Genomic DNA, 20,819 nt, shown 5'->3' with positions numbered 1-20,819 from the left:
ATTCTCGTTACCGAAGCCGACATTATGACGATGGATGACCGTACCAAGCGCGCCATCCTCGCGCATAACAAGACGTGGAAAGCCAACTGCGGAACGGTGACCCAATGAGTGGGTACTCAATCTACAACATCCTCTCTGGTGCCTGCATAGGCGCACTGGTAATGACGTGGATAGGCTTCTGGATTCACCAGCGGCAGGAGATAGGCACCTGCCACCACAACCTTTGAGCCACTGGCATTTGCTGGTGGTTTTTTATTTTGTGCTGAAAACTGCATTCACTGAGTTCAATTTTCAGCATAAACACAATGAATCATCGGTTGGCGGTCTCACCATTACCGAGGGTTAAACACGTCAAGCCAGCAGGAAACTCTAATGAGCCAAAAAATTATCATTCTATCGGGCGCAGCCAGCGATGTGCTCTATGCACTTTTCACTCGGGGCGCCCTCGCATCTGGTGACCTGCCATCGAAATCAGGAGCATCCGAACTCCGTGAGGCTGGACTAGCAGACACTCGTTCGGTTGCTGCTAAGCGCCAGGCCGAAGAGCACTTCACGTTCCTGACTGCGGAAGGGCAGAAGTTTGCCATCCAGCATCTGGTAGAAACAGACTTCGGTCGCAAGAGTATTAATTACCACGGTGCGATTAACTTGAGCATTAGTGTTGATGCAGACACCTTGCTGAAAGAGCTGAGCATCATTGTCGAAAGGCTTGAGAAAATTAATGATCCTGAACAATTGAGACAGCAGGTTCAGAAAACTATTGCAGAACGCCTGAATAAAGAGCTTAAGCCGGGTGGATTGCTTCACAAACGATAACCTCCTTCGGGAGGTTTTTTATTGGGGTCAATATGGACGTTATGATTGATGGTGTGCGGTACGCGCCGGTAACTGAGCGAGCTTCGAATATTGGTATCGCCATCAGCACACATAACCGCCATGACGTCATATCCGGCGCACTGGATCACCAACTGAAGTTTCTGCCAGCCGGTGCGCTGGTGGTCGTTATTGATGATGGTTCAGCAAAACCAGTGACAGCGCCTGAAGGTGTCCGGGTTATTCGGCATGACGTATCACGCGGTATCGTGGCCGCTAAGAATACCAGCCTTGAGATACTGATTGATGCCGGGTGTGAGCACCTCTTCTTGTGGGACGATGATGCCTGGCCGATTGCTGGTGGTTGGGAACGACCTTACATTGAATCGCCTGAGCCACACCTGGCTTACCAGTTTCAGGACTTTGCAACCGGACAAAAGCTTAACGACATTGCGGTGCTGTATCGGGATGACCGGCATGTAGCTTACACCGGCCAGCGTGGCGTAATGCTGTATTACCACCGCAGCGCGATTGAGACGGTCGGCGGTTTTGATCCCATCTACCAGCGAGGCATGTATGAGCACTCTGATTTGGCGCTGCGCATCCACAATGCAGGATTAACCAGCTGGGCGTTCGCTGATGTAGTCGGTTCTGAAAAACTTATTTACTCGCTCGATGAGCACCAGGCGGTTGAGCGGTCAGTTCCTAAGCCTGATCGTGAAGCACAGGTTAAGCGCAATGTGACCATCCACAACGAGCGCCGTAACAACGGGTACACCGGATATGCGGAATACCGGCAGCAGCGCAATGTGGTGATTACCACTTTACTAACAAGCCAGCCAGACCCGCAGCGCAGTACAAAGTTGGTGGCATCGCCTGAGCTACTGGATAAGTGGGCATCGTCTCTGAAAGGCAGCCATGGGATTGTGCTCACCGATGAGCTGACTACCGCACCTGCAGGGGCTTCGCTGGTAGCCGTCCCTGATGTGAACATGAACGTCTACTTCCGGCGTTGGCTACATATCTGGCAGCACCTTCGCGATCACCCTGAATATCACTTCGTCTGGTGTACCGATGGCACTGACGTTGAGATGCTGCGAGAGCCGTGGGGAGATATGGAAGATGGCAGGATTTACGCTGGCTCTGAACCGAAGACGTATGCTGACCCATGGGCCACACAGTCTCACCCTGAAGCTATCTATAGGGCGTTTATCACTGAGCATCGGAATGATGTGATGCTCAATGCCGGGTTGCTGGGAGGTTCGCGGGATGACGTTATGGCAATCGCGCATGGCATCGTACGCCTCTACTACCACATTGAATCGCTGCGCTTCTGGGGGCAGGAATCATCGGCCTCTGCTGTTGGTGACATGATGGCATTCGGTATCGTTGCCCACCGTTACAGCGACAGGCTGGTTACCGGCCCCAGCGTGCACACAGTATTTAAGTCAGATGGAATCGGTAAGGAGTTTGCCTGGTGGAAACACAAATAAAGTTTGTGGTGGTAGGGCACCACTCACGCAGGTATCAGGCAGAACAGTTGGCAAAGTCGCTTAACGCACACCGTCTCATGGATGAGGGGCAGCATGGTGCGAACTGGAACCATCGCCGGGCTATTGAGTGGGCCAGTCAGCAGCAATGCCGGGTAGTGATACTGGAGGATGATGCGGTTCTGGTTAACGGCTTCACTGAGAAGGTAACAGCCTGGCTCAGCCGGTTCCCCGATGAGTTGCTGTCTTTCTATCTGGGCACCGGCAGACCGCCTCAGTATCAGAACGAGATTGCCGGAATGCTGGTGGAAGCTGACCGAATAAACGGCGATTACATAGCCATGAGCAAGCTCATTCACGGCGTCTGCTATAGCCTGCCAGTGAATAAAGTGCAGCAGGTTTTAGGCAGATGGAATCAAGCGCTCGCTGCTGATTATGCAGTAGGTGATGCATATGGAAGCCGCGTTATCTATCCGTGTTACTCGCTGGTGGATCACGCTGACACGCCCACAGTTGAGCGACACCCGGACAATGAACCGAGGACAGAGCGTCGCAGGGCATGGAGGCTGGCATGATTAAAGAACCTCGCGTTTATGGCAGCAGATGGGATAAAGCACGCCTTAGATTCCTGCAGCAGCATCCGCTATGTGCGATGTGCGAGCAGCAGGGACGTATCACAGCGGCCACAGTTGTTGACCATATCGAACCCCACAAACTCAAAGATGCGCTGAAGTCTGGCAATCCGCTGGCGATATCGAAAGCACAGCACCTGTTCTGGAGTAAAGAGAACTGGCAGCCACTGTGCAAAGCGCATCACGACTCAACCAAACAGAGAATGGAGAAGAGCGGCACAGTCATTGGCTGCGATGCCAGCGGCTACCCACTCGACCCCGCATCTCACTGGAGCAGGTAATGACACAAGACCAACAGACGATCCTGATGTTCAAAGGACTCATTGCTTCATTGCCTGAAGAGAGTCAGGCGAAAGTTAAGCAGGCTGAAAAAGTAATTCGTCAGCTCCTGACAGACTACCCCGATGGAGAGGCGACGATTGCCCTTGGTCTGGTTGGTGCCGAATTGCAATGCGATGGCCCCGAACATGTAACCAAGTGAAACCATTTCAGTCGCAGCAACCTCAAATGATAATGGGTATCAATACCATCTCTCAAGTGAGAATGAATTTCATCTCGGCGGAATCAAACGAGAACCATTATCATCTTTGGGGTGGGGGGGGGGAGGGTAAATCTTCAGGCCCTTTCGCTTAAATGACCGCCGCCAAAGTTTGATTTTAACGCTAACCCGATTTTTTCAGTTTTAAAGGTGTTGACATATGGCACAAAAAAGAACCCGCTCCGACAGTTCGTCGGCAGCAGTTCAGGCCATGCAGAATGCAACCGAGGACACCATCCAGCCCCCGGTTCATGCGGGTCTGGAGAAAAAAGCCGAACCTTTCTGGCATGACAATATCCGTTCAAAAGCTTTGGACAGCTGGACGCCTGCAGACCTGCTGGCAGCCGCTGAGCTTGCCAATAATCAGCTCTATATCACCGTTTTACGCCGGGATTTGCGCAAAGAAGAGCGCATACGTGGCGAAGAGCGGAATGAGGGTCTGATAAAGGATTTGAGAAAGCAGATAACGGAACTGCAGCGCACCATTCTTGCGCAGCGCCGGGATTTGCAGATTCACTCTCATGCCACGAACGGGGAGAGCCGTGACCAGAAGAAACGTAATCAGAACGACCGCGCTGCCCGCAGCACCAAAACCGAACATGAAAATCAGGATGACAACCTGATCGCCTTCCCTAAGCACGGATAACAGCCTATGACGACGCGAGGTGAGCGTGTAATAGCGTTCATTGAGCGCTTTTGCATTGTGCCTGAAGGTAAGCTGCTTGGTCAGCCAATGAAGCTCGACCCTTTTCAAAAAGATTTCATCCTGGCGGTTTACGACAACATTGCCGGGACAGACATGGCGATCCTCAGCATTGCCCGTAAAAACGGTAAGACCGGTCTTATTGCCGGAATCCTGCTGGCTCATCTTGTCGGACCGGAGGCAGTGCAGAACACGCAGATTGTCAGTGGTGCATTAAGCCGTGAGCAGGCGGCCATTGTTTTTAACCTCGCCGTGAAGATGGTCAACCTGAATCCAAAACTTCAGGAAATCGTTCATATCACCCCGAGCGGTAAAAAGCTGATCGGGCTTCCCTGCAATGTCGAATACAAAGCGCTGTCCGCTGAGGGGAAAACTACGCACGGTCTGTCACCCATCCTGGCAATTCTCGATGAAACCGGACAGGTGCGTGGGCCGCAGGATGATTTTATAGATGCGATAACTACGGCGCAGGGTGCGCATGAAAGCCCGTTGCTGATTGTCATCAGTACGCAGGCGGCAAATGATGCTGATCTGCTGAGCATATGGATAGACGATGCGGTGAAATCGAAAGACCCGCATATCGTCTGCCACGTTTATGAAGCGCCAAAAGAGGCGGATATCAGTAAGCGCGAGAGCTGGCTTGCGGCAAACCCGGCGCTTGGAACCTTCAGGTCTGAAAAAGACATGTCGCGCCAGGCTGAAAAGGCCGGACGAATGCCCAGCTTTGAAAACACCTTCCGCAACCTGAACCTTAATCAGCGCGTATCAACGGTATCGCCATTTATTTCCCGTAACGTGTGGGAGTTGTGCGGAAACGAGCCGGTAAACACGCCGCGTAAATGGTATGCGGGGCTGGACCTGTCAGCGCGGAATGATTTAACCGCCTTCGTGGTGGCCGGTGAAGGTGAAGACGGAATCTGGGACTTTTTCCCGTTCTTCTGGACGCCAGAAAAAACACTCAGCGAACGAACCAAAACGGATCGCGCACCCTATGACGTATGGGTGCGTGAGGGACTATTGCGGACAACGCCAGGCGCATCGGTTGACTACGCCTTTGTGGTTAATGACATAGCCGAAATTATCGCGGATTTCGATCTCACCTCTCTTGCCTTCGACCGATGGCGTATTGACCAGTTCAGAAAAGATGCTGATGCCATTGGCCTTTCACTGCCACTGGTCGAGTTCGGTCAGGGATTCAAGGATATGGGGCCAGCGGTTGATACGCTGGAGTCTCTGATGCTGAACGGGCGCGTCAGGCACGGCATGCATCCGGTACTGACAATGTGCGCAGTGAATGCCGTTGTGGTGAAGGACGCTGCAGGTAACCGCAAGCTTGATAAATCCAAAGCAACAGGCCGCATTGATGGCATGGTCGCAATGACCATGTCCGTAGGTGCGGCAAACGGGGAGGTCACTGCGCAGGGTGGTGACTTTGAAGACTTTATTTTCAGACCGCTGAGCATGTGATGGAAGAACCCAAATATACGATTGACCTGCGGACCAACAACGGGCTGTGGGCAAAGCTACAGTCATGGTTCGTCGGCGGACGCTTAGTCACCCCCGGGCAGGGCTCGCAGTCGGGGCCGGTTTCCGCCTCCGGCCACCTGGGTGATTCTGCTGTTAACGATGAGCGAATTTTACAGATATCCACTGTATGGCGCTGTGTGAGCCTCATTTCCACGCTGACCGCCTGCCTGCCCCTTGATGTGTTTGAAACCGATAAAGAAAACAACCGCTCCAAGGTTGATATGACCAATCCTTTAGCACGACTGCTGAGGTATTCCCCTAACCAGTACATGACCGCTCAGGAGTTCAGAGAGGCCATGACCATGCAGCTTTGTTTTTACGGAAACGCCTATGCACTGGTTGAGAGGAATGGCGCGGGTGATGTCATCAGCCTGCTGCCCCTGCAGTCTGCCAACATGGATGTGCGGATGGATGGCAAAAGGCTGGTCTATCGCTATCAGCGTGACGGCAGCTACGCGGACTTTGCGCAAAAAGAAATCTTTCATCTTAAAGGGTTCGGCTTCACTGGCCTGACAGGGCTGTCACCTATCGCATTTGCCTGCAAATCTGCGGGCGTTGCGGTGGCGATGGAAGATCAGCAGCGCGATTTTTTCGCAAACGGGGCCAAATCACCTCAGATTCTATCAACCGGCGAAAAGGTTTTGACCGAAGCGCAGCGATCGCAGGTTGAAGAAAACTTCAGAGAGATAGCGGGTGGGCCCGTTAAAAAGCGCCTCTGGATTCTGGAGGCGGGTTTTTCAACATCGGCTATCGGTGTGACGCCCCAGGATGCCGAAATGATGGCTTCACGAAAGTTTCAGGTCAGCGAGCTGGCCCGCTTCTTTGGCGTGCCACCGCACCTTGTCGGAGATGTTGAGAAGTCAACGAGCTGGGGAACAGGCATTGAACAGCAGAACCTCGGTTTTCTTCAGTACACTCTTCAGCCCTATATCTCACGCTGGGAGAACAGCATACAGCGCTGGCTGATCCCCCCTGCCAATGTCGGCCGGTACCATGCTGAACACAACCTCGATGGACTCCTGCGCGGCGATTCCGCTTCCCGTGCTGCCTTTATGAAAGCAATGGGTGAGGCAGGGCTCAGAACGATTAACGAGATGCGGCGGACAGACAACATGCCGCCTCTGCCGGGTGGTGATGTGGCGATGCGCCAGGCGCAGTACGTGCCAATTACTGATTTAGGAACCAACAAAGAGTCCCGCGATGTCGGGGCTTAATTTTTATGGGGGCCGTGATGCCTGAGATCGTAAAAACGCTTTCGTTTGATGAAACGGAAATCAAGTTTACCGGCGACGGCAAGCAGGGGATTTTCGAGGGTTACGCGTCCGTTTTCAATAACACGGATTCAGACGGCGACATTATTCTGCCCGGCGCGTTTAAAAGTGCACTGTCCAGCCAGACGCGAAAAGTAGCCATGTTTTTCAATCATAAAACATGGGAACTGCCTGTCGGGAAGTGGGACAGCATTGCCGAAGATGAAAAAGGTCTGTATGTGCGGGGACAGCTTACGCCCGGTCACAGCGGTGCAACTGACCTTCGCGCGGCCATGCAGCATGGCACGGTGGAGGGGATGTCGGTTGGCTTCTCAGTCAATAAAGACGATTACTCGGTCGGTACCAGCGGTCGAATCTTCAAAAACATCCCGCTTCTGCGTGAAATCAGCGTCTGCACCTTCCCTGCCAATGAGCTTGCCGGTGTGGCAGCCATGAAAAGTGTGGACGGTATTGAAACCATTCGTGATGTGGAGAGCTGGCTGAGGGATTCAGTCGGCCTGACCAAATCACAGGCAGTAGGGTTTATATCCCGGTTTAAGTCAGCAATTCGGAGCGAGTCCGAGGATGACGCGAACAAAACGCAAATCAGTGCTCTTTTAGAGAGCATCAAATCATTCCCCTCTCATTTAGGTAAATAACATGTCCGAACTTGCACAAATTCAGAAAGCCATCGAAGACTCACAGTCAAAAATGACCCAGCTTTTCGATGCGCAGAAAGCAGAAATCGAAAGCACCGGTAAAGTGTCAAAGCAGCTGCAGGATGACCTGGCGAAGGTAAACGAAGAGCTGCAGAAATCCGGCACCCGTCTCTTCGATCTGGAGCAGAAACTGGCCTCCGGCGCGGAAAATCCGGGCGAGAAAAAATCGTTCTCCGAGCGTGCTGCTGAAGAGCTGCAGAAGTCCTGGAACGGCAGCAAAGGCAGTTTTGAGGCTAAAACCTTTAATAAATCGCTGGGCAGCGATGCAGGTTCTGCCGGTAGCCTGATCCAGCCGATGCAGGTGCCTGGCATCATCATGCCGGGCCTGCGCCGCCTGACCATTCGTGACCTGCTGGCGCAGGGCCGCATCTCCAGTAACTCACTGGAGTATGTGCGTGAAGAGGTGTTCACCAACAATGCTGATATCGTGGCAGAGAAGGCGCTGAAGCCTGAGTCTGATATCACCTTCAGCAAGCAGACAGCCAATGTTAAAACCATTGCGCACTGGGTACAGGCATCGCGTCAGGTGATGGATGATGCGCCAATGCTGCAGTCATACGTCAATAATCGCCTGATGTACGGTCTGGCGCTGAAAGAAGAAGGCCAGCTGCTGAACGGCGACGGCTCAGGCGATAACTTGGAAGGCCTGAACAAAGTAGCATCGGCGTATGACACCTCGCTTAATGCCAGTGGCGACACACGCGCTGACATCATCGCGCACGCCATCTATCAGGTGACTGAGTCAGAGTTCAGCGCGTCAGGCATCGTGCTTAACCCGCGTGACTGGCACAACATCGCGCTGCTCAAGGATGGCGAAGGCCGCTATATCTTTGGTGGTCCGCAGGCATTTACCAGCAACATCATGTGGGGTCTGCCGGTTGTGCCAACCAAAGCGCAGGCTGCCGGCACCTTCACGGTGGGCGGCTTCGACATGGCCTCTCAGGTCTGGGATCGCATGGATGCAACGGTGGAAGTCAGCCGTGAGGACCGCGATAACTTCGTGAAAAACATGCTGACAATCCTGTGTGAAGAGCGTCTGGCTCTGGCTCACTATCGCCCGACAGCGATCATCAAAGGCAGCTTTGCTGCAGGCTCATGATAAGGGGGAGCGGGGAAACCCGCTCTTTTAACGTATGGCGATTGATGTTCTTCAGGTTGTGAGCTTAAACCTGCTAAAGCAGCAGGTTGAATTTGATGGTGATGACCGTGACGAGCTGATCACGCTTTATGCTCAGTCAGCCTTTGATTACTGTGTGCGCTGGTGCGATGAGCCGTCCTGGAAGGTGCCGTCAGATATTCCTGCAGCTATTAAGGGGGCCATTCTGCTGGTGTTCGCTGATATGTTCGAACACCGAACAGCACAGGGTGAAGTTCAGCTTTATGAAAACGCTGCAGCTGAGCGAATGATGTTCATTCACCGAAACTGGCGCGGAAAAGAGGATGCCGATCCTCAAAGGGGTAGCTGATGGAACCCGGTCGATTAAGGCACCGTGTGCGCATTGAGGTAAAAAGCGCCGACCGGGATGATCACGGGCAGCCGGTAGGGTGGAAAGAAGTTGCGCAAAATGTGCCTGCTGATATTCGTTCAGTTACCGGACGTGACTTTATCAGCGGTAATGCTGAGCGGTCATCTGTCACGACCAAAATCTACATGCGCTACCGCGAAGATATCCGGGCAACGACAACAAGGATTGTGGAGGTAACCGGCAGAGGAAAAGGCCGGGTCTTTACAGTTACTGCACCGCTTCCGACGCGGGACCGTCGCAACATTGAGGTGCTGTGTACAGAGGATTTCAGCCATGTTCAGTGAACTGAAAAGCGAAATTGAAAATCTTCTGGGCATTAATGTTTATCCGCTGATAGGACCACAGACTGAAGCAGATTTCGTCACACTCCAGCTGGTCAGCGATCCGAATATTGAGTCCGGGACAATCCGCACACGGCTGGTTGCCGCACGCTTCCAGCTCAGCTTTATTTCATCTGCATATCGGAACAATGAGGAAAGGGATAACCGTTTATGGACGCTGTGGCGTGATATCACCCACGGCTCCGTTGGCGGCTACCCCGTTCAGTATGTTGAACGGGGCGGCCTGTCCGAAAGTTTTGATGCGGATGACGGCGGGAAGTACCGCCGTGCGCGTGACTATATTTTTTACTGCCCGGAGGTCGCAACATGATCAGGATGGAGGTTACCGGGCTTGATGAGCTTGAGCGCCAGCTTATTGCCCTGGGCGAAAAGGCCGGGACAAAGGTTCTGCGCGAGGCTGGCAGGGCTGCGCTTGAAATCGTGGAACAGGATATGAAAGAGCATGCGGGTTATGACGCGTCAGCGAAAGGGCCGCATATGCGTGACTCTATCAAAATCCGTTCAACAACCCGGACTACAGGTAACGCCGTTGTCGTGCTGCGGGTCGGTCCGAGTAAGCAGCATTACATCAAGGCACTGGCTCAGGAGTTCGGAACGGTTAAGCAGATTCCTGATCCCTTCATTCGTCCGGCGCTGGATTACAACAAATCCCGCGTTCTCCGAATCCTCGCGGTAGAAATACGGGACCGCATTCAAAACAACGGGTAGCAGTCGCTACCAACTTCAAAGAGAGAGAAAGTCATGGCTGATAAAACTTCGCCAGAATACGCGATGCTGCCTGCAGGAACCGTAGTGAAATGGGGGCCATCCGGTGCCGCTGTCTCAGCGATGAAGCCGCTGATTAACTGTAAGGCGCTGGGCGCTACCGGCCAGACCGGCAGCTTCGTGGACTGCACCACGCTGATTGATAAGAGCAAACAGTTTATTTCTGACCTGCCGGAAGGCCCGGAAAAATCGCTGGGCTTCATTGATGATCCTGCTAATACCGATTTTGCAGACTTCCTGAATGCCGCGCAAAACCGCCAGACGGTCCAGTTCTACGTTGAACTGCCCAACGGGCGCACAGCCAACATGGTACTGGCGCTGTCCGGCTGGCAGATGAATGAAATCACCGCGCCAGCAAGTGAGGTAATTCAGATTACCGTTCAGGGTAAACAGAACAACATCGAGTGGGGCGTAGTCGCAGGCTCCTGATTTCCATCAGCCACGCCGTCTGAATGGCGGCTTTTACCACCTTGCGGGATCAAATAATGTCCGAGAAAAAATTCAGTGCGGCCACGTTAAAGTCAGTTCTGCTACAGCCTAAGTCTACCGCCATCAAAACAGAACTGCTGGGCGCTCAGGTATACATCCGCCGCCGTACTGCCGGTGAGCTTATCCGCTACGAGGAAGAGCTTGATGCGGCGCAGGCGTCCGGCAGTATCCGTGCAATTTCAGAAATGAGCGTCCAGCTGGTTCTCGACAGCCTAGTTAATCCTGATGGTTCAGCCATCAAGCCTGAACTGCTTCCGACTGCAGCAGAGCTGCTGGATGCTCACGATAACCCGGCGCTGATGTCCGCCATTGAACGCGTCAAAACGCATGCCATTGGTAAACTGGACGCCGCCGAAAAAAACTGACCGGCTCGTCATGGCTTCAGCTGATCTTCTGGCTGGCTGACAGGTGGGGTGAGCCTGACCCGTCAGTCATAGCCGCATTACCGTGCGATACGCTGAACCACTGGCGAGCTTACTTTCTTCAGCAGGGCATCCTGACCCGCTCCGAAGCACAATCCGCAAACTCCGCAAACGACACCAGGCAGAGCACACCCACGCACAGCGTGGATCAGCAGTGTGACGCCGTAATGAGGGCGTTAATGTAATGGCTGACGTAGCATCGCTGGCGGTAGGGTTACACCTCAACGCCGCAAATTTTAAAAGCCAGCTCGTCGGCGCCTACGGCGATGCCGGTAAACAGTCCCGCCAGTTCAACAGACAGGCGCAGGATGATGCGAAAAAAACGGAAGAGGCTTACGGGCGCGTAAATTCTGCCGTTCGCGGACTGGCCGGGCGGATCGCCGGGCTGGCTGGCGTAGGGCTGTCACTGGGTACGATTATCCAGACATCGCGGCAGTATTCTCAGGCGCTGTCTGACCTGTCATCCATTACCGGCGCAACCGGTAATAAGTTGCGTGATCTGGATGCAGCGGCTCAGCAGATGGGGCGCACTACCGAGTACAGCGCCAGCCAGGCTGTTGAGGCGCTGAAGCTGATGGCGTCAGCAAAACCGGAGTTGCTTGATACGGCTGATGGTTTGCAAAAGGCGACCAATAGCGCACTGCTGCTGGCTCAGGCGGGCGGCAGCACGCTGCCGGATGCCACCAGAACGCTGGCGCTGTCACTGAATCAGTTCGGTGCCGGTGCTGAGCAGGCCGACCGTTATATAAACGTCCTGGCAGCCGGTGCAAAATTTGGTGCATCCGAAATTAACGATACTGCCGCCGCGATTAAAAATGGTGGCGTGGCCGCAGCACAGGCTGGTATCGGGTTTGAAACGCTGAATGCCGCCATTCAGGTGCTGGCGTCGCGTGAAATTAAAGGGGGTGAAGCGGGCACGGCGCTGCGCAACATCATCCTCAGCCTTGAAAAAGGCACAGATAAAACGCTCAAACCGTCCGTTGTAGGGCTCAGTAAGGCGCTGGAAAATCTGGCGGGAAAAAACCTTTCAACCGCGCAGGCCGTAAAACTGTTTGGCGTTGAGAACATCAACGCCGCGTCTATCCTGACGGGCAATCGCGGCAAAATTGATGATCTGACCAAATCCCTTACCGGAACGCAGACGGCGCATGAACAGGCGGCGATAAGGGTGAACAACCTGAACGGCGATCTTATGGGGCTGACCAGCGCCTTTGAAGGACTGATCCTCAAAGTGGGTCAGTCTGGCAATGGCCCTTTGCGTTCCGGTGTTCAGACTATTACGGAGTCGGTTAACGCACTAGCCGACAACTTCAATACCGTTGCCTCAGTCGCGCTCTATACGCTGATTCCGGTTATCTCAACCAAACTGACAGCCGGGCTCAGGGAAAGCGTGACATCCTGGACTGCTAACGAAATGGCAGTCAGGAGAAACGCATTACAGCAGGCCGAAATTGCCAAGCAGACTATTGCAGCGGCACAGGCCACGCGGTCACAGGCTCAGGAAGAGGCCCGTTATCTTGGTACGCGCACAGCGGCAAACGCGGCAGCGGGCATTAATGTTGGCTATCAGAAAGAGCAGGTTGCGCTAAGTCGCACAATCAGAGAGTCGAGAATCGCTGAAGCAGCGGCCACTGAGCGGCTTGCCGCGGCTAATTCACAACTTTCCCTCAGTGCGAGGGCGGCATCGGTTGCTTCCGGGCTGGCGCGTGGCGCACTCTCACTCATTGGTGGTCCCGTAGGTGCAGCCATGCTGGCAGGTTCTGCTGTGCTTTATTTCCATGAGCAGGCCAAGCAGGCCCGGCAGTCAGCTCTGGATCTGAAAGGCGCGGTAGTTGAGACCACAGCGGCATTGATGCAGCTCTCAGATGTGAAATTGTCGGTTAAATTAGACGATTACACTGAGCAGTTGAACAACATCAACACGCAGCGTGAAAAAGTGAAAGATGAGCTGTCACGTTACAGCGACACGCGGATCAGCCTTGCTAAAAGCCGTGAAGGTTCATCGCTTGGATTTCTTTTCCCCTCTGCTGAAACTCTTGAAAAAGAAAAGCGTCAGCTAAAGGGACAGCTCGAAGACCTTGATTCAGCGGCATCAACAGCCAGAGATAACATCACTAACGCAACTAATGCCCGTTTCCTTGTGAAAACAGGCGTTGCTGACCGGGCTAAAAATCTTCAAAGCGATATTCAGGCGGCGACAGCTGCAGCAGCTGAGGCCGGTAAAGGCGCATCGCCGTGGGGCGGAGAGGACCCGGCTAAAGCTGACAAGAAAGGCGCTCAGGCGCTGAAGCAGTTTACTGCGCTGCGTAACGAGATTGAACAGGCGCATGCCTCAAGCCTGGAAAAAATCAATCTTCAGGAAAAAGTATCGCAGGAAAAAATCCTGAAGGATGCCAAAGCTGCTGGTGTGAGTCAGGCGGAGGTGCAGCGTGTACTGACACTGAATGCGGCTAATTATCAGCGCCAGCGTCAGGAACTGGCCGAGCAGTACTCACCCGCTAAAGCCATTATCCGTCAGGAGTCCGAAGCCAGCCGCAACCTGAAAGAGCTGTATGACGCCCGCCTGGTCACTGAGCAGGAGTACCAGTCAGCCCGCATTACGCTGGCAAACGATTCAGCTCAGAAGATGATTCAGGCGCAGGCCAGCCAGGCTGCCGCGCCAAAGATCAACATAGCCGGAGAAGTTGATCCGGTTGCGCAGCTTCAGAATCAGCTGGTGCAGCAGCAGAGCCTTTATACTGCTTACTATGAAAATAGCAGGCTGAATAAGGATCAGTATGAAGCGCTGATGCAGAAGTCATCACGGGATTCGGCAGACGCTCAGTATCAGGCTGCGCTCAATCTGTATGCCGGGCAGAGCACACTGAATAAAGGGATCGTGAGCCTGGCTGAAACGGCGGCGGAGAGAACGACTAACTCCCTGACCGGTTTGCTTACCGGCACGCAGTCTTTCCGGGAAAGCATTTCAAATCTGTTTGCCTCGCTGGCGCAGAGCGTTATCAAAAGCCTGATTGAAATGACCGCGCAGGCACTGCTGACTAAAACAGTGCTGTCATCCTTTATGAGTTTTGGCGGTGCTGCAGTCGGCGCTGCCGGAGCAGCGGGAGCCGGTGCCGCCGCGTCTGCCGGGAGTACCGGCGCAATGGGGATGAGTACCAGCTTTCAGGCATACGATGGCGGCGGATTCACCGGGACCGGTGGCAAATATGACCCGGCTGGCGTGGTTCACAAGGGTGAGTTCGTCTTTACCAAAGAGGCCACCGAGCGTATTGGCGTTGAAAATCTTTACGGGATGATGCGCGGGTATGCCAGCGGCGGGCTGGTCGACACCCCCACGGAGCGACCCGCTGCGCTGCCCGGCAGTGGCCGCGCGGGTGGCAATACCATTATTCAGGTAGATGCCCCGGTAACGATCATGCAGGAAAGCGGGGCCGGTGACGCATCCGCTACGGGAACCTCGGCGGCAGCCTCACAGCTCAAATCTATCGTGCAGCAGACGATAACGGACAGGCTGAAGAAGGAAATCTCACCGGGCGGAATTCTTTATAGCGGTCGGAGCTGATTATGGCGACAGATACATTTACCTGGGCGACGCGCATTCAGGCGAGCGAACAGCTCAGCGTTTCCACCATTCAGGCGCAGTACGGCGATGGTTACAAGCAGGTTGCCGGGAAAGGGATCAACGATGCTGCTGAAAGCTGGTCGCTGAGCTGTAACGGTCAGGTCCCCGTTATGGCGTCTGTCCGGGCGTTCCTGAAAACCCACGTCACCACCTCATTCTGGTGGACAAATCCATGGGGCGAGAAAAAACTGTATCGGGTGAAAGCAGATTCGATTAATCCGAAGTTTATCAACGGCGAATTTGCCGAGATCAGCTTTACCTTCGAACAGGCTTTCGCACCGTGACATGTCACGACAGCAACAGGGCGCTTATGCGCCCTTTTTTATTGGGTGAAAAATGAGTTTCAACCAGGACATTCAGGCGCTGGAGCCGGGGAGTCTGGTCCAGCTGATAGAGATTGACGGTGCCGCATTCGGTCTGGATACCGTGCTGCGCTTTCATGCCTACAACCTTCCGACCGAAGGCTGGAAGTCTTTTGCAGCGGAAAACCTGCCATCAATCATCTGGCAGGGCAATGAGTACGATCCTCACCCGTATGAGTTGACCGGCATGGAGATGAGCAGTACGGGTTCACAGCCGACGCCAAAGCTTTCAGTCGGCAACGTAGGCAACTATGTCACGGCACTCTGCCTGCAGTTTGACGACATGGTTAAGGCGAAGGTCCGTATTCATACCACGCTGGCAAAGTATCTTGATGAGGCAAACTGGACGGCAGGCAACCCCAACGCCAATCCGCAGGAAGAGCGGGTACAGCTGTTTTATGTGAATGCGAAAACGTCCGAGACACGCGCGCAGGTGGATTTTGAACTCTGCTCTCCCTTTGACATTCAGAGTCTGCAGCTGCCTTCACGTCAGATTACGCCGGTATGCACTTGGTGCATGCGTGGCTGGTATCGCACCGGCACCGGGTGTGATTACGCGGGCAACCGGTACTTTGCGAAAGATGGCACGCCCACGAATGACCCATCTAAAGATGTTTGTGGTGGGCGAATGGCAGACTGCAAAGCACGCTTTGGTGACGATCAGCCACTGCCTTTTGGCGGGTTCCCGGCTGCAAACCTTCAGGGCAAATAACCATGCGCAAAAAAATTCTTGAGGCAATCCGTGAGCACGTTGCCGCCGAATACCCGAAAGAAGCTTGCGGTCTGGTCATCCAGTCTGGCCGGACGCAGAACTACATCCCCTGCAGGAATATCGCTGAAACGCCCACAGAGCATTTCACGCTGTCGCCGGAGGATAAGCGGGCAGCGGAAGCGCAGGGTGACATTCTGATGGTCATCCATTCTCACCCGGACGTGCCGCAGCTTATCCCGTCAGAACGTGACCGGGTTCAGTGCGACTTTTCCGGCGTGGAGTGGGGGATCATGTCGTGGCCGGATGGCGACTTCTGCACTATCAGCCCGCGCATTGATCGCGACTATACAGGCCGCCCCTGGCTGATTGGCGGTAATGACTGCTGGACACTCATCATGGACTACTACCAGCGTGAGCACGGCATCACTCTGAAAAACTGGTCTGTTGATTATGAGTGGTGGGTGGACGGCAAAGAAAATCTGTATGACGACAACTGGCAGTCAGAGGGGTTTGTGGAGATTGAACCAGCGGAAATGCGTGAAGGTGACATGATCATGATGCGCATCAGCGCCCCGGTAACGAACCACGCCGCAATCTATCTGGGTAACAATATCATTCTTCATCATAACGCCGGGAGCCTGTCTACGCGGGTACCTTATGGCGAATACTGGCGTAACCGTACTGTGCGCATCGTGCGCCGAAAGGAGCTGATGGATGCTTAAAACCATGCGACTTAAAGGCCGGATGGCAAAAATGTTTGGTCAGGCTCACCAGTTTCACGTCGCTGATTTGCGGGAGCTGCTGCGTGCGATGTGCTCACAGGTGCCGGGGTTCAAAAAGTATGTGTCGAATGCGCATCTTAACGGTGTTCGCTTTGCCTTCTTCAGCGGCAAAGATAATATCGGACTGCAGGAGTTCGACATGTCCTCAGCGGCGACCGAATTTCAGATGGAGCCGGTTCTGGAGGGTTCGAAGCGGGGCGGTACGTTGCAGATCATCATCGGAGCCGTTGCGATTGTGGCCGCGTTCTTCACTGCTGGTGCGTCACTGGCTGCATACGGTGCTGCTATCGGTACCACGACCGCAGTTGGCCTGGCTACTACAGCACTGACCAGTATCGGTATCAGCATGCTGCTGGGCGGTGTCGTACAGATGCTGACGCCGCAACCCAAGCTCAACGTGGGTGCGTCATCCAGCACGGACAATAAGCCGAACTATGCTTTCGGTGCGCCGGTGAATACCGTTGCCATGGGGTATCCGGTTCCGGTTCTTTACGGGACGCGTGAAATTGGCGGTGCGGTCATCAGCGCAGGTAGCTTTACCAGCGATCAGCAATAGCCAAACACAGTTAATTCAACAGGCCACCTTCGGGTGGCTTTTTTATGGGTGAAATATGCGACTTATCGAAGGTGCCGTGATTCAGGGCAGTAAGGGTGGCGGCGGTGGCAGCGCTCATACTCCGGTTGAACAGCCAGACGATCTGCTGTCTATCGCAAAATTAAAAATGCTGCTGGCTATCTCAGAGGGTGAGATTCAGGGGGATTTAACCGCTCAGCAGATTTACCTGAACGATACCCAACTGGCTAACGAAGACGGCACCTACAACTTCACCGGCGTAGTGTGGGACTGGCGTAAAGGTACGCAGGACCAGAGCTATATTCAGGGCATGCCTGAAGTCGATAATGAGCTTTCTGTTGGGGTTGCAGTAACGCAGGCTATCGCCTGGACCCGCCAGTTTACCAATCTGACACTGGATGCCGTTCGCATTAAGCTGAGTCTGCCTGTGCAGTATCAGTACAAAGACAACGGCGACATGGTTGGTACCGTGACGCAGTATGCCATTGATCTCTCTACTGACGGCGGTTCATGGGTCACGGTGGTGGACGGAAGGTTTGACGGTAAAACCACGTCTGAATATCAGCGCGATCATCGCATCGACTTACCTAAAGCCACTTCCGGCTGGTCAGTCCGGGTGCGCCGCATTACCTCTGATTCCTCATCCTCAAAGCTGATTAACGCTTTCAAAGTTTTTTCGTTCGCTGAGGTCATCGACAGCAAACTTCGCTACCCCAATACCGCGCTGCTGTATATCGAGGTTGATGCCAGTCAGTTCAGCGGTCAGGCACCAAAAGTAACGTGCAAGCCAAAAGGGCGGCTGGTTCGCGTTCCGACAACTTATGACCCGGTATCACGCACCTATGCCGGTACGTGGCAGGGTGATTTTAAATACGCCTATACCGATAACCCGGCATGGATTTTCTATGACCTGGTGCTGGATAAAATCTTTGGTATGGGGACGCGTGTCGATGCCACCATGATCGACAAGTGGGAGCTTTACAGTATTTCGCAGTATTGCGATCAGATGGTGTCTGACGGCGCAGGCGGAACGGAGCCGCGCTTTACCTGTAACGTGTTCATCCAGAGTCAGCAGGATGCTTACACCGTGCTGAAGGATATTGCGGCGATATTTCGTGGCATCACGTTCTGGGGCAACAGCCAGATTTTTGTGAATGCAGACGTGCCGCAGGTCGATTCAGACGGCAATGTTGACGTTGATTTCGTTTACCACGCGGCGAACGTCATTGACGGGCTGTTCACGTATGCCGGTGGCAGTTACAAAAACCGCTATTCATCCTGTCAGGTAAGCTGGTCCGATCCGATTAACCACTATTCCGACACTGTAGAGGGCGTTTACGACTCAGACCTGGTGCAGCGTTATGATGTGCGGGAGATGAGCCTTACGGCCATCGGCTGCACGTCTCAGAGCGAGGCGCACCGTCGCGGGCGCTGGGCCATTCTCTCCAATGCTAAAGATGGTACGGTTTCATTCGGCGTCGGCCTGGATGGTTATATTCCTATCCCCGCTGAAATCATCGGTGTGGCGGACCCATTCCGAAGCGGGAAGCAGAACGGCGGCCGCATCAGTTCCGTTAATGGCCTGCGCGTTACACTCGACCGCCCGATTGATTACGCAGCCGGTGACAGGCTGGTGGTGAACCTGCCGGATGGTACCGCGCAGACACGTACTATTGGCAGCATCAGCGCGGACAAGAAAACGGTCAGCGTTAACACCTCTTTCCGTATCACGCCGGTGGCGGGAGCGGTATGGGCTATCGATAGCGATAATCTGGCAATCCAGTATTTCCGTATCACCTCAGTAGCCGGTAACGATGACGGGACGTTTACCATTACCGGTGTGCAGCACGATCCGAATAAGTACCGTTACATTGACGATGGCGTGCGCATTGAGCCAGCCCCAATTACGGTTACGCCAATCAGTGTGCTGAAGGCACCTGCCAACATCAAAATCAGCGAAGTCAGTTTCGTTGAGCAGGGGTTGTCTGTCTCATCAATGCAGGTAACGTGGGACCGTGTCGAGGGTGCAATCAGCTACGTGGCTCAGTGGCGCAAAGATAAGGGCGATTGGGTAAACGTCAGCCAGACCAGCGCACAAGGTTTCAGCATTCAGGGTATTTATACCGGCGTTTATGACGTGCGGGTGCGCGGCGTTAACGCGGCAGAAGTTTCTTCTCCGTGGGGGTACGCCGATTCAACCTCACTCATTGGCAAAGCAGGTAAGCCGGGTACGCCTGTTAACCTTCGTGCTACCGATAACGTGGTATGGGCAATTGACGTGACGTGGGCGTTTCCTGACGGTTCCGGTGATACCTCTTACACAGAGATTCAGGTGGCCACAACAGCAGACGGGCAGAATCCGCAGTTTCTGGCTTATGTTCCTTACCCAGGAGTGAGCTATCAGCACGGCCCTATGCCCGCTGGTGTTCGCCGCTGGTACCGCGCCCGGCTGGTGGACCGCATCGGTAACACTGGCGACTGGACGAAGTTTGTGGAGGGTGCCAGCAGTGTTGATGCGACCGCGTTGCTGGGCGACATTACCGAGCAGGTCCTGAAAACGGATGCCGGTAAGCAGCTCATAGCCAAAGTTGATACCAACATCGATGCCATGCTTCAGAACGCGCTCAACCTCGACGCAACTGTTGATCACCAGATGGCTGAGTCTGGTAAAAACCGTGCTGATATCCTGACGGTCAAACAAACAATCGCGACAAACGATCAGGCTTATGCGCAGAAGTTTGAACAGGTACAGGCCACAGTTGACCAGAACACTGCCGCAGTTCAGCAGACATCTACCGCGCTGGCCGATACCAACGGCAAGCTGTCAGCACAGTATTCTGTAAAAGTGTCCGTAGACAGTAACGGGCGTCAGTACGCTGCAGGGATGGGTATTGGTGTTGAAAACAGCCCTGCTGGTATGCAGACGCAGGTGCTGTTCCTCGCTGATCGGTTTGCTGTGATGTCACAGGTTGGAGCGACCCCGAAAACTTTCTTTGCCATTCAGAACGGCCAGACAATCATCAATCAGGCGTTTATCGGTGACGCGACTATTACGAGTGCAATGATTGCCGCCTATATCGAGTCCACAAACTACGTTGCTGGCGCTACGGGGTGGAGGCTCAGTAAAGACGGAACCTTTGAGAACAACGGCTATGAGCCTGGCAATGGACGAATGGTGCAAACGAATAACCAGATTAGCGTTTACGACGGAAATGGCGTATTGCGCGTCAGAGTGGGGAAACTCAGCTAATGGCATATGGTTTTGGAACGTGGGATGCCAATGGCGTCGATAACAACACCGGACTCGTGAAAATAAACGCGCTCGGTGTCATGGCTATCGATGCTATCAGTAATTACAGCCAGGCATTTTCATTACCTTCTGGCTACTCCCTGGATTATCTCTTTCAGCCCAGCGGGGATAGGAGTGGAAATGGCAGGAAGAGAATATATGCAAGCGGAGCCAATATGGTTGTCACTCAGGTATCAAGCTCGGATTTTTCGACTGGTACCTTTCCTAATGTACCCGGCAATATTCTGGTATTCGTGAGGTGA

General features: G+C 53.9%; 24 protein-coding genes. 23 read left to right on the top strand and 1 reads right to left on the bottom strand.

Features of this window, described 5'->3' with window-relative positions; translation table 11 throughout:
* Window positions 1-116 precede the first annotated feature (116 nt).
* Window positions 117-275: a hypothetical protein gene (locus tag AC0T7J_RS03480; protein ID WP_473792175.1), complete on the bottom strand. Its 159-nt coding sequence runs from the start codon at window positions 273-275 to the stop codon at window positions 117-119.
* 97 nt (window positions 276-372) lie between these two features.
* Between AC0T7J_RS03480 and AC0T7J_RS03475 the strand changes: the two genes are divergently transcribed.
* The 23 genes from AC0T7J_RS03475 to AC0T7J_RS03365 all read left to right on the top strand — a co-directional run bounded on the left by AC0T7J_RS03475 (window position 373) and on the right by AC0T7J_RS03365 (window position 20,819).
* On the top strand, window positions 373-816 hold the full coding sequence (locus AC0T7J_RS03475; RefSeq protein ID WP_473792173.1) for a hypothetical protein: 444 nt from the start codon (window positions 373-375) through the stop codon (window positions 814-816).
* 32 nt (window positions 817-848) lie between these two features.
* Window positions 849-2,306 carry a glycosyltransferase family 2 protein gene (locus AC0T7J_RS03470; protein ID WP_473792171.1) on the top strand — a complete coding sequence of 486 codons (1,458 nt, stop codon included), beginning with the start codon at window positions 849-851 and terminating at the stop codon, window positions 2,304-2,306.
* Entirely contained in the window at window positions 2,288-2,878 is a 591-nt protein-coding gene (locus AC0T7J_RS03465; RefSeq protein WP_473793172.1) for a hypothetical protein, read from the top strand. Before AC0T7J_RS03470 ends, AC0T7J_RS03465 begins: the two co-directional genes overlap by 19 nt.
* The gene (locus AC0T7J_RS03460) at window positions 2,875-3,216 is read left to right on the top strand and encodes an HNH endonuclease signature motif containing protein (RefSeq protein WP_473792169.1); all 342 of its coding nucleotides are present in this window, start codon (window positions 2,875-2,877) and stop codon (window positions 3,214-3,216) included. The genes AC0T7J_RS03465 and AC0T7J_RS03460 overlap by 4 nt, the downstream gene beginning before the upstream one ends.
* The gene (locus AC0T7J_RS03455) at window positions 3,216-3,416 is read left to right on the top strand and encodes a hypothetical protein (RefSeq protein ID WP_473792167.1); all 201 of its coding nucleotides are present in this window, start codon (window positions 3,216-3,218) and stop codon (window positions 3,414-3,416) included. The genes AC0T7J_RS03460 and AC0T7J_RS03455 overlap by 1 nt, the downstream gene beginning before the upstream one ends.
* Window positions 3,417-3,633: 217 nt before the next feature.
* The gene (locus AC0T7J_RS03450; RefSeq protein ID WP_473792165.1) at window positions 3,634-4,119 is read left to right on the top strand and encodes a terminase; all 486 of its coding nucleotides are present in this window, start codon (window positions 3,634-3,636) and stop codon (window positions 4,117-4,119) included.
* 6 nt (window positions 4,120-4,125) lie between these two features.
* Entirely contained in the window at window positions 4,126-5,643 is a 1,518-nt protein-coding gene (locus AC0T7J_RS03445; RefSeq protein WP_473792164.1) for a terminase large subunit, read from the top strand.
* Entirely contained in the window at window positions 5,643-6,917 is a 1,275-nt protein-coding gene (locus tag AC0T7J_RS03440; RefSeq protein ID WP_473792162.1) for a phage portal protein, read from the top strand. The genes AC0T7J_RS03445 and AC0T7J_RS03440 overlap by 1 nt, the downstream gene beginning before the upstream one ends.
* 17 nt (window positions 6,918-6,934) lie before the next feature.
* Complete coding sequence (locus AC0T7J_RS03435; protein WP_010245165.1) at window positions 6,935-7,612, top strand: HK97 family phage prohead protease; 678 nt, start codon at window positions 6,935-6,937, stop codon at window positions 7,610-7,612.
* Window position 7,613: 1 nt separating this feature from the next.
* Window positions 7,614-8,771 carry a phage major capsid protein gene (locus AC0T7J_RS03430; RefSeq protein WP_473792161.1) on the top strand — a complete coding sequence of 386 codons (1,158 nt, stop codon included), beginning with the start codon at window positions 7,614-7,616 and terminating at the stop codon, window positions 8,769-8,771.
* Between the two features lie 34 nt (window positions 8,772-8,805).
* A complete protein-coding gene (locus AC0T7J_RS03425) occupies window positions 8,806-9,138 on the top strand; it encodes a head-tail connector protein (RefSeq protein WP_010245159.1) in 333 nt (110 codons plus the stop codon).
* On the top strand, window positions 9,138-9,482 hold the full coding sequence (locus tag AC0T7J_RS03420) for a phage head closure protein (RefSeq protein WP_473792159.1): 345 nt from the start codon (window positions 9,138-9,140) through the stop codon (window positions 9,480-9,482). Before AC0T7J_RS03425 ends, AC0T7J_RS03420 begins: the two co-directional genes overlap by 1 nt.
* Window positions 9,472-9,849 carry a hypothetical protein gene (locus AC0T7J_RS03415; protein ID WP_473792157.1) on the top strand — a complete coding sequence of 126 codons (378 nt, stop codon included), beginning with the start codon at window positions 9,472-9,474 and terminating at the stop codon, window positions 9,847-9,849. The genes AC0T7J_RS03420 and AC0T7J_RS03415 overlap by 11 nt, the downstream gene beginning before the upstream one ends.
* On the top strand, window positions 9,846-10,247 hold the full coding sequence (locus tag AC0T7J_RS03410) for an HK97-gp10 family putative phage morphogenesis protein (protein ID WP_473792155.1): 402 nt from the start codon (window positions 9,846-9,848) through the stop codon (window positions 10,245-10,247). Before AC0T7J_RS03415 ends, AC0T7J_RS03410 begins: the two co-directional genes overlap by 4 nt.
* A gap of 33 nt (window positions 10,248-10,280) precedes the next feature.
* On the top strand, window positions 10,281-10,733 hold the full coding sequence (locus AC0T7J_RS03405; protein WP_191939812.1) for a phage tail protein: 453 nt from the start codon (window positions 10,281-10,283) through the stop codon (window positions 10,731-10,733).
* Between the two features lie 56 nt (window positions 10,734-10,789).
* Complete coding sequence (locus AC0T7J_RS03400) at window positions 10,790-11,158, top strand: phage tail protein (RefSeq protein WP_473792153.1); 369 nt, start codon at window positions 10,790-10,792, stop codon at window positions 11,156-11,158.
* Between the two features lie 241 nt (window positions 11,159-11,399).
* A complete protein-coding gene (locus AC0T7J_RS03395; protein ID WP_473792151.1) occupies window positions 11,400-14,777 on the top strand; it encodes a phage tail tape measure protein in 3,378 nt (1,125 codons plus the stop codon).
* Between the two features lie 2 nt (window positions 14,778-14,779).
* Entirely contained in the window at window positions 14,780-15,121 is a 342-nt protein-coding gene (locus AC0T7J_RS03390) for a phage tail protein (RefSeq protein ID WP_473792150.1), read from the top strand.
* A gap of 52 nt (window positions 15,122-15,173) precedes the next feature.
* Window positions 15,174-15,911, top strand: a complete 738-nt coding sequence (locus AC0T7J_RS03385) for a phage minor tail protein L (protein ID WP_473792149.1) — start codon at window positions 15,174-15,176, stop codon at window positions 15,909-15,911.
* 2 nt (window positions 15,912-15,913) lie between these two features.
* Entirely contained in the window at window positions 15,914-16,633 is a 720-nt protein-coding gene (locus AC0T7J_RS03380; RefSeq protein ID WP_473792147.1) for a C40 family peptidase, read from the top strand.
* On the top strand, window positions 16,626-17,249 hold the full coding sequence (locus AC0T7J_RS03375; protein ID WP_473792146.1) for a tail assembly protein: 624 nt from the start codon (window positions 16,626-16,628) through the stop codon (window positions 17,247-17,249). The genes AC0T7J_RS03380 and AC0T7J_RS03375 overlap by 8 nt, the downstream gene beginning before the upstream one ends.
* Window positions 17,250-17,304: 55 nt before the next feature.
* Complete coding sequence (locus AC0T7J_RS03370; protein WP_473792145.1) at window positions 17,305-20,517, top strand: TipJ family phage tail tip protein; 3,213 nt, start codon at window positions 17,305-17,307, stop codon at window positions 20,515-20,517.
* Complete coding sequence (locus tag AC0T7J_RS03365; protein ID WP_425025093.1) at window positions 20,517-20,819, top strand: hypothetical protein; 303 nt, start codon at window positions 20,517-20,519, stop codon at window positions 20,817-20,819. The genes AC0T7J_RS03370 and AC0T7J_RS03365 overlap by 1 nt, the downstream gene beginning before the upstream one ends.

This window comes from Pantoea sp. E956-1 (assembly GCF_982223955.1).
Note: the sequence above shows the minus strand (reverse complement) of the source record. Positions and strands in the feature narration are given on the sequence as shown.

Excerpts from the sequence above, each read along its gene's own strand:
- AC0T7J_RS03480 (WP_473792175.1), bottom strand. The coding sequence starts at position 275 with ATGCAGTTTTCAGCACAAAATAAAAAACCACCAGCAAATGCCAGTGGC.
- AC0T7J_RS03475 (WP_473792173.1), top strand. The coding sequence starts at position 373 with ATGAGCCAAAAAATTATCATTCTATCGGGCGCAGCCAGCGATGTGCTC.
- AC0T7J_RS03470 (WP_473792171.1), top strand. The coding sequence starts at position 849 with ATGGACGTTATGATTGATGGTGTGCGGTACGCGCCGGTAACTGAGCGA.
- AC0T7J_RS03460 (WP_473792169.1), top strand. The coding sequence starts at position 2,875 with ATGATTAAAGAACCTCGCGTTTATGGCAGCAGATGGGATAAAGCACGC.
- AC0T7J_RS03455 (WP_473792167.1), top strand. The coding sequence starts at position 3,216 with ATGACACAAGACCAACAGACGATCCTGATGTTCAAAGGACTCATTGCT.
- AC0T7J_RS03450 (WP_473792165.1), top strand. The coding sequence starts at position 3,634 with ATGGCACAAAAAAGAACCCGCTCCGACAGTTCGTCGGCAGCAGTTCAG.
- AC0T7J_RS03445 (WP_473792164.1), top strand. The coding sequence starts at position 4,126 with ATGACGACGCGAGGTGAGCGTGTAATAGCGTTCATTGAGCGCTTTTGC.
- AC0T7J_RS03440 (WP_473792162.1), top strand. The coding sequence starts at position 5,643 with ATGGAAGAACCCAAATATACGATTGACCTGCGGACCAACAACGGGCTG.
- AC0T7J_RS03435 (WP_010245165.1), top strand. The coding sequence starts at position 6,935 with ATGCCTGAGATCGTAAAAACGCTTTCGTTTGATGAAACGGAAATCAAG.
- AC0T7J_RS03430 (WP_473792161.1), top strand. The coding sequence starts at position 7,614 with ATGTCCGAACTTGCACAAATTCAGAAAGCCATCGAAGACTCACAGTCA.
- AC0T7J_RS03425 (WP_010245159.1), top strand. The coding sequence starts at position 8,806 with ATGGCGATTGATGTTCTTCAGGTTGTGAGCTTAAACCTGCTAAAGCAG.
- AC0T7J_RS03420 (WP_473792159.1), top strand. The coding sequence starts at position 9,138 with ATGGAACCCGGTCGATTAAGGCACCGTGTGCGCATTGAGGTAAAAAGC.
- AC0T7J_RS03415 (WP_473792157.1), top strand. The coding sequence starts at position 9,472 with ATGTTCAGTGAACTGAAAAGCGAAATTGAAAATCTTCTGGGCATTAAT.
- AC0T7J_RS03410 (WP_473792155.1), top strand. The coding sequence starts at position 9,846 with ATGATCAGGATGGAGGTTACCGGGCTTGATGAGCTTGAGCGCCAGCTT.
- AC0T7J_RS03405 (WP_191939812.1), top strand. The coding sequence starts at position 10,281 with ATGGCTGATAAAACTTCGCCAGAATACGCGATGCTGCCTGCAGGAACC.
- AC0T7J_RS03400 (WP_473792153.1), top strand. The coding sequence starts at position 10,790 with ATGTCCGAGAAAAAATTCAGTGCGGCCACGTTAAAGTCAGTTCTGCTA.
- AC0T7J_RS03395 (WP_473792151.1), top strand. The coding sequence starts at position 11,400 with ATGGCTGACGTAGCATCGCTGGCGGTAGGGTTACACCTCAACGCCGCA.
- AC0T7J_RS03390 (WP_473792150.1), top strand. The coding sequence starts at position 14,780 with ATGGCGACAGATACATTTACCTGGGCGACGCGCATTCAGGCGAGCGAA.
- AC0T7J_RS03385 (WP_473792149.1), top strand. The coding sequence starts at position 15,174 with ATGAGTTTCAACCAGGACATTCAGGCGCTGGAGCCGGGGAGTCTGGTC.
- AC0T7J_RS03380 (WP_473792147.1), top strand. The coding sequence starts at position 15,914 with ATGCGCAAAAAAATTCTTGAGGCAATCCGTGAGCACGTTGCCGCCGAA.
- AC0T7J_RS03375 (WP_473792146.1), top strand. The coding sequence starts at position 16,626 with ATGCTTAAAACCATGCGACTTAAAGGCCGGATGGCAAAAATGTTTGGT.
- AC0T7J_RS03370 (WP_473792145.1), top strand. The coding sequence starts at position 17,305 with ATGCGACTTATCGAAGGTGCCGTGATTCAGGGCAGTAAGGGTGGCGGC.
- AC0T7J_RS03365 (WP_425025093.1), top strand. The coding sequence starts at position 20,517 with ATGGCATATGGTTTTGGAACGTGGGATGCCAATGGCGTCGATAACAAC.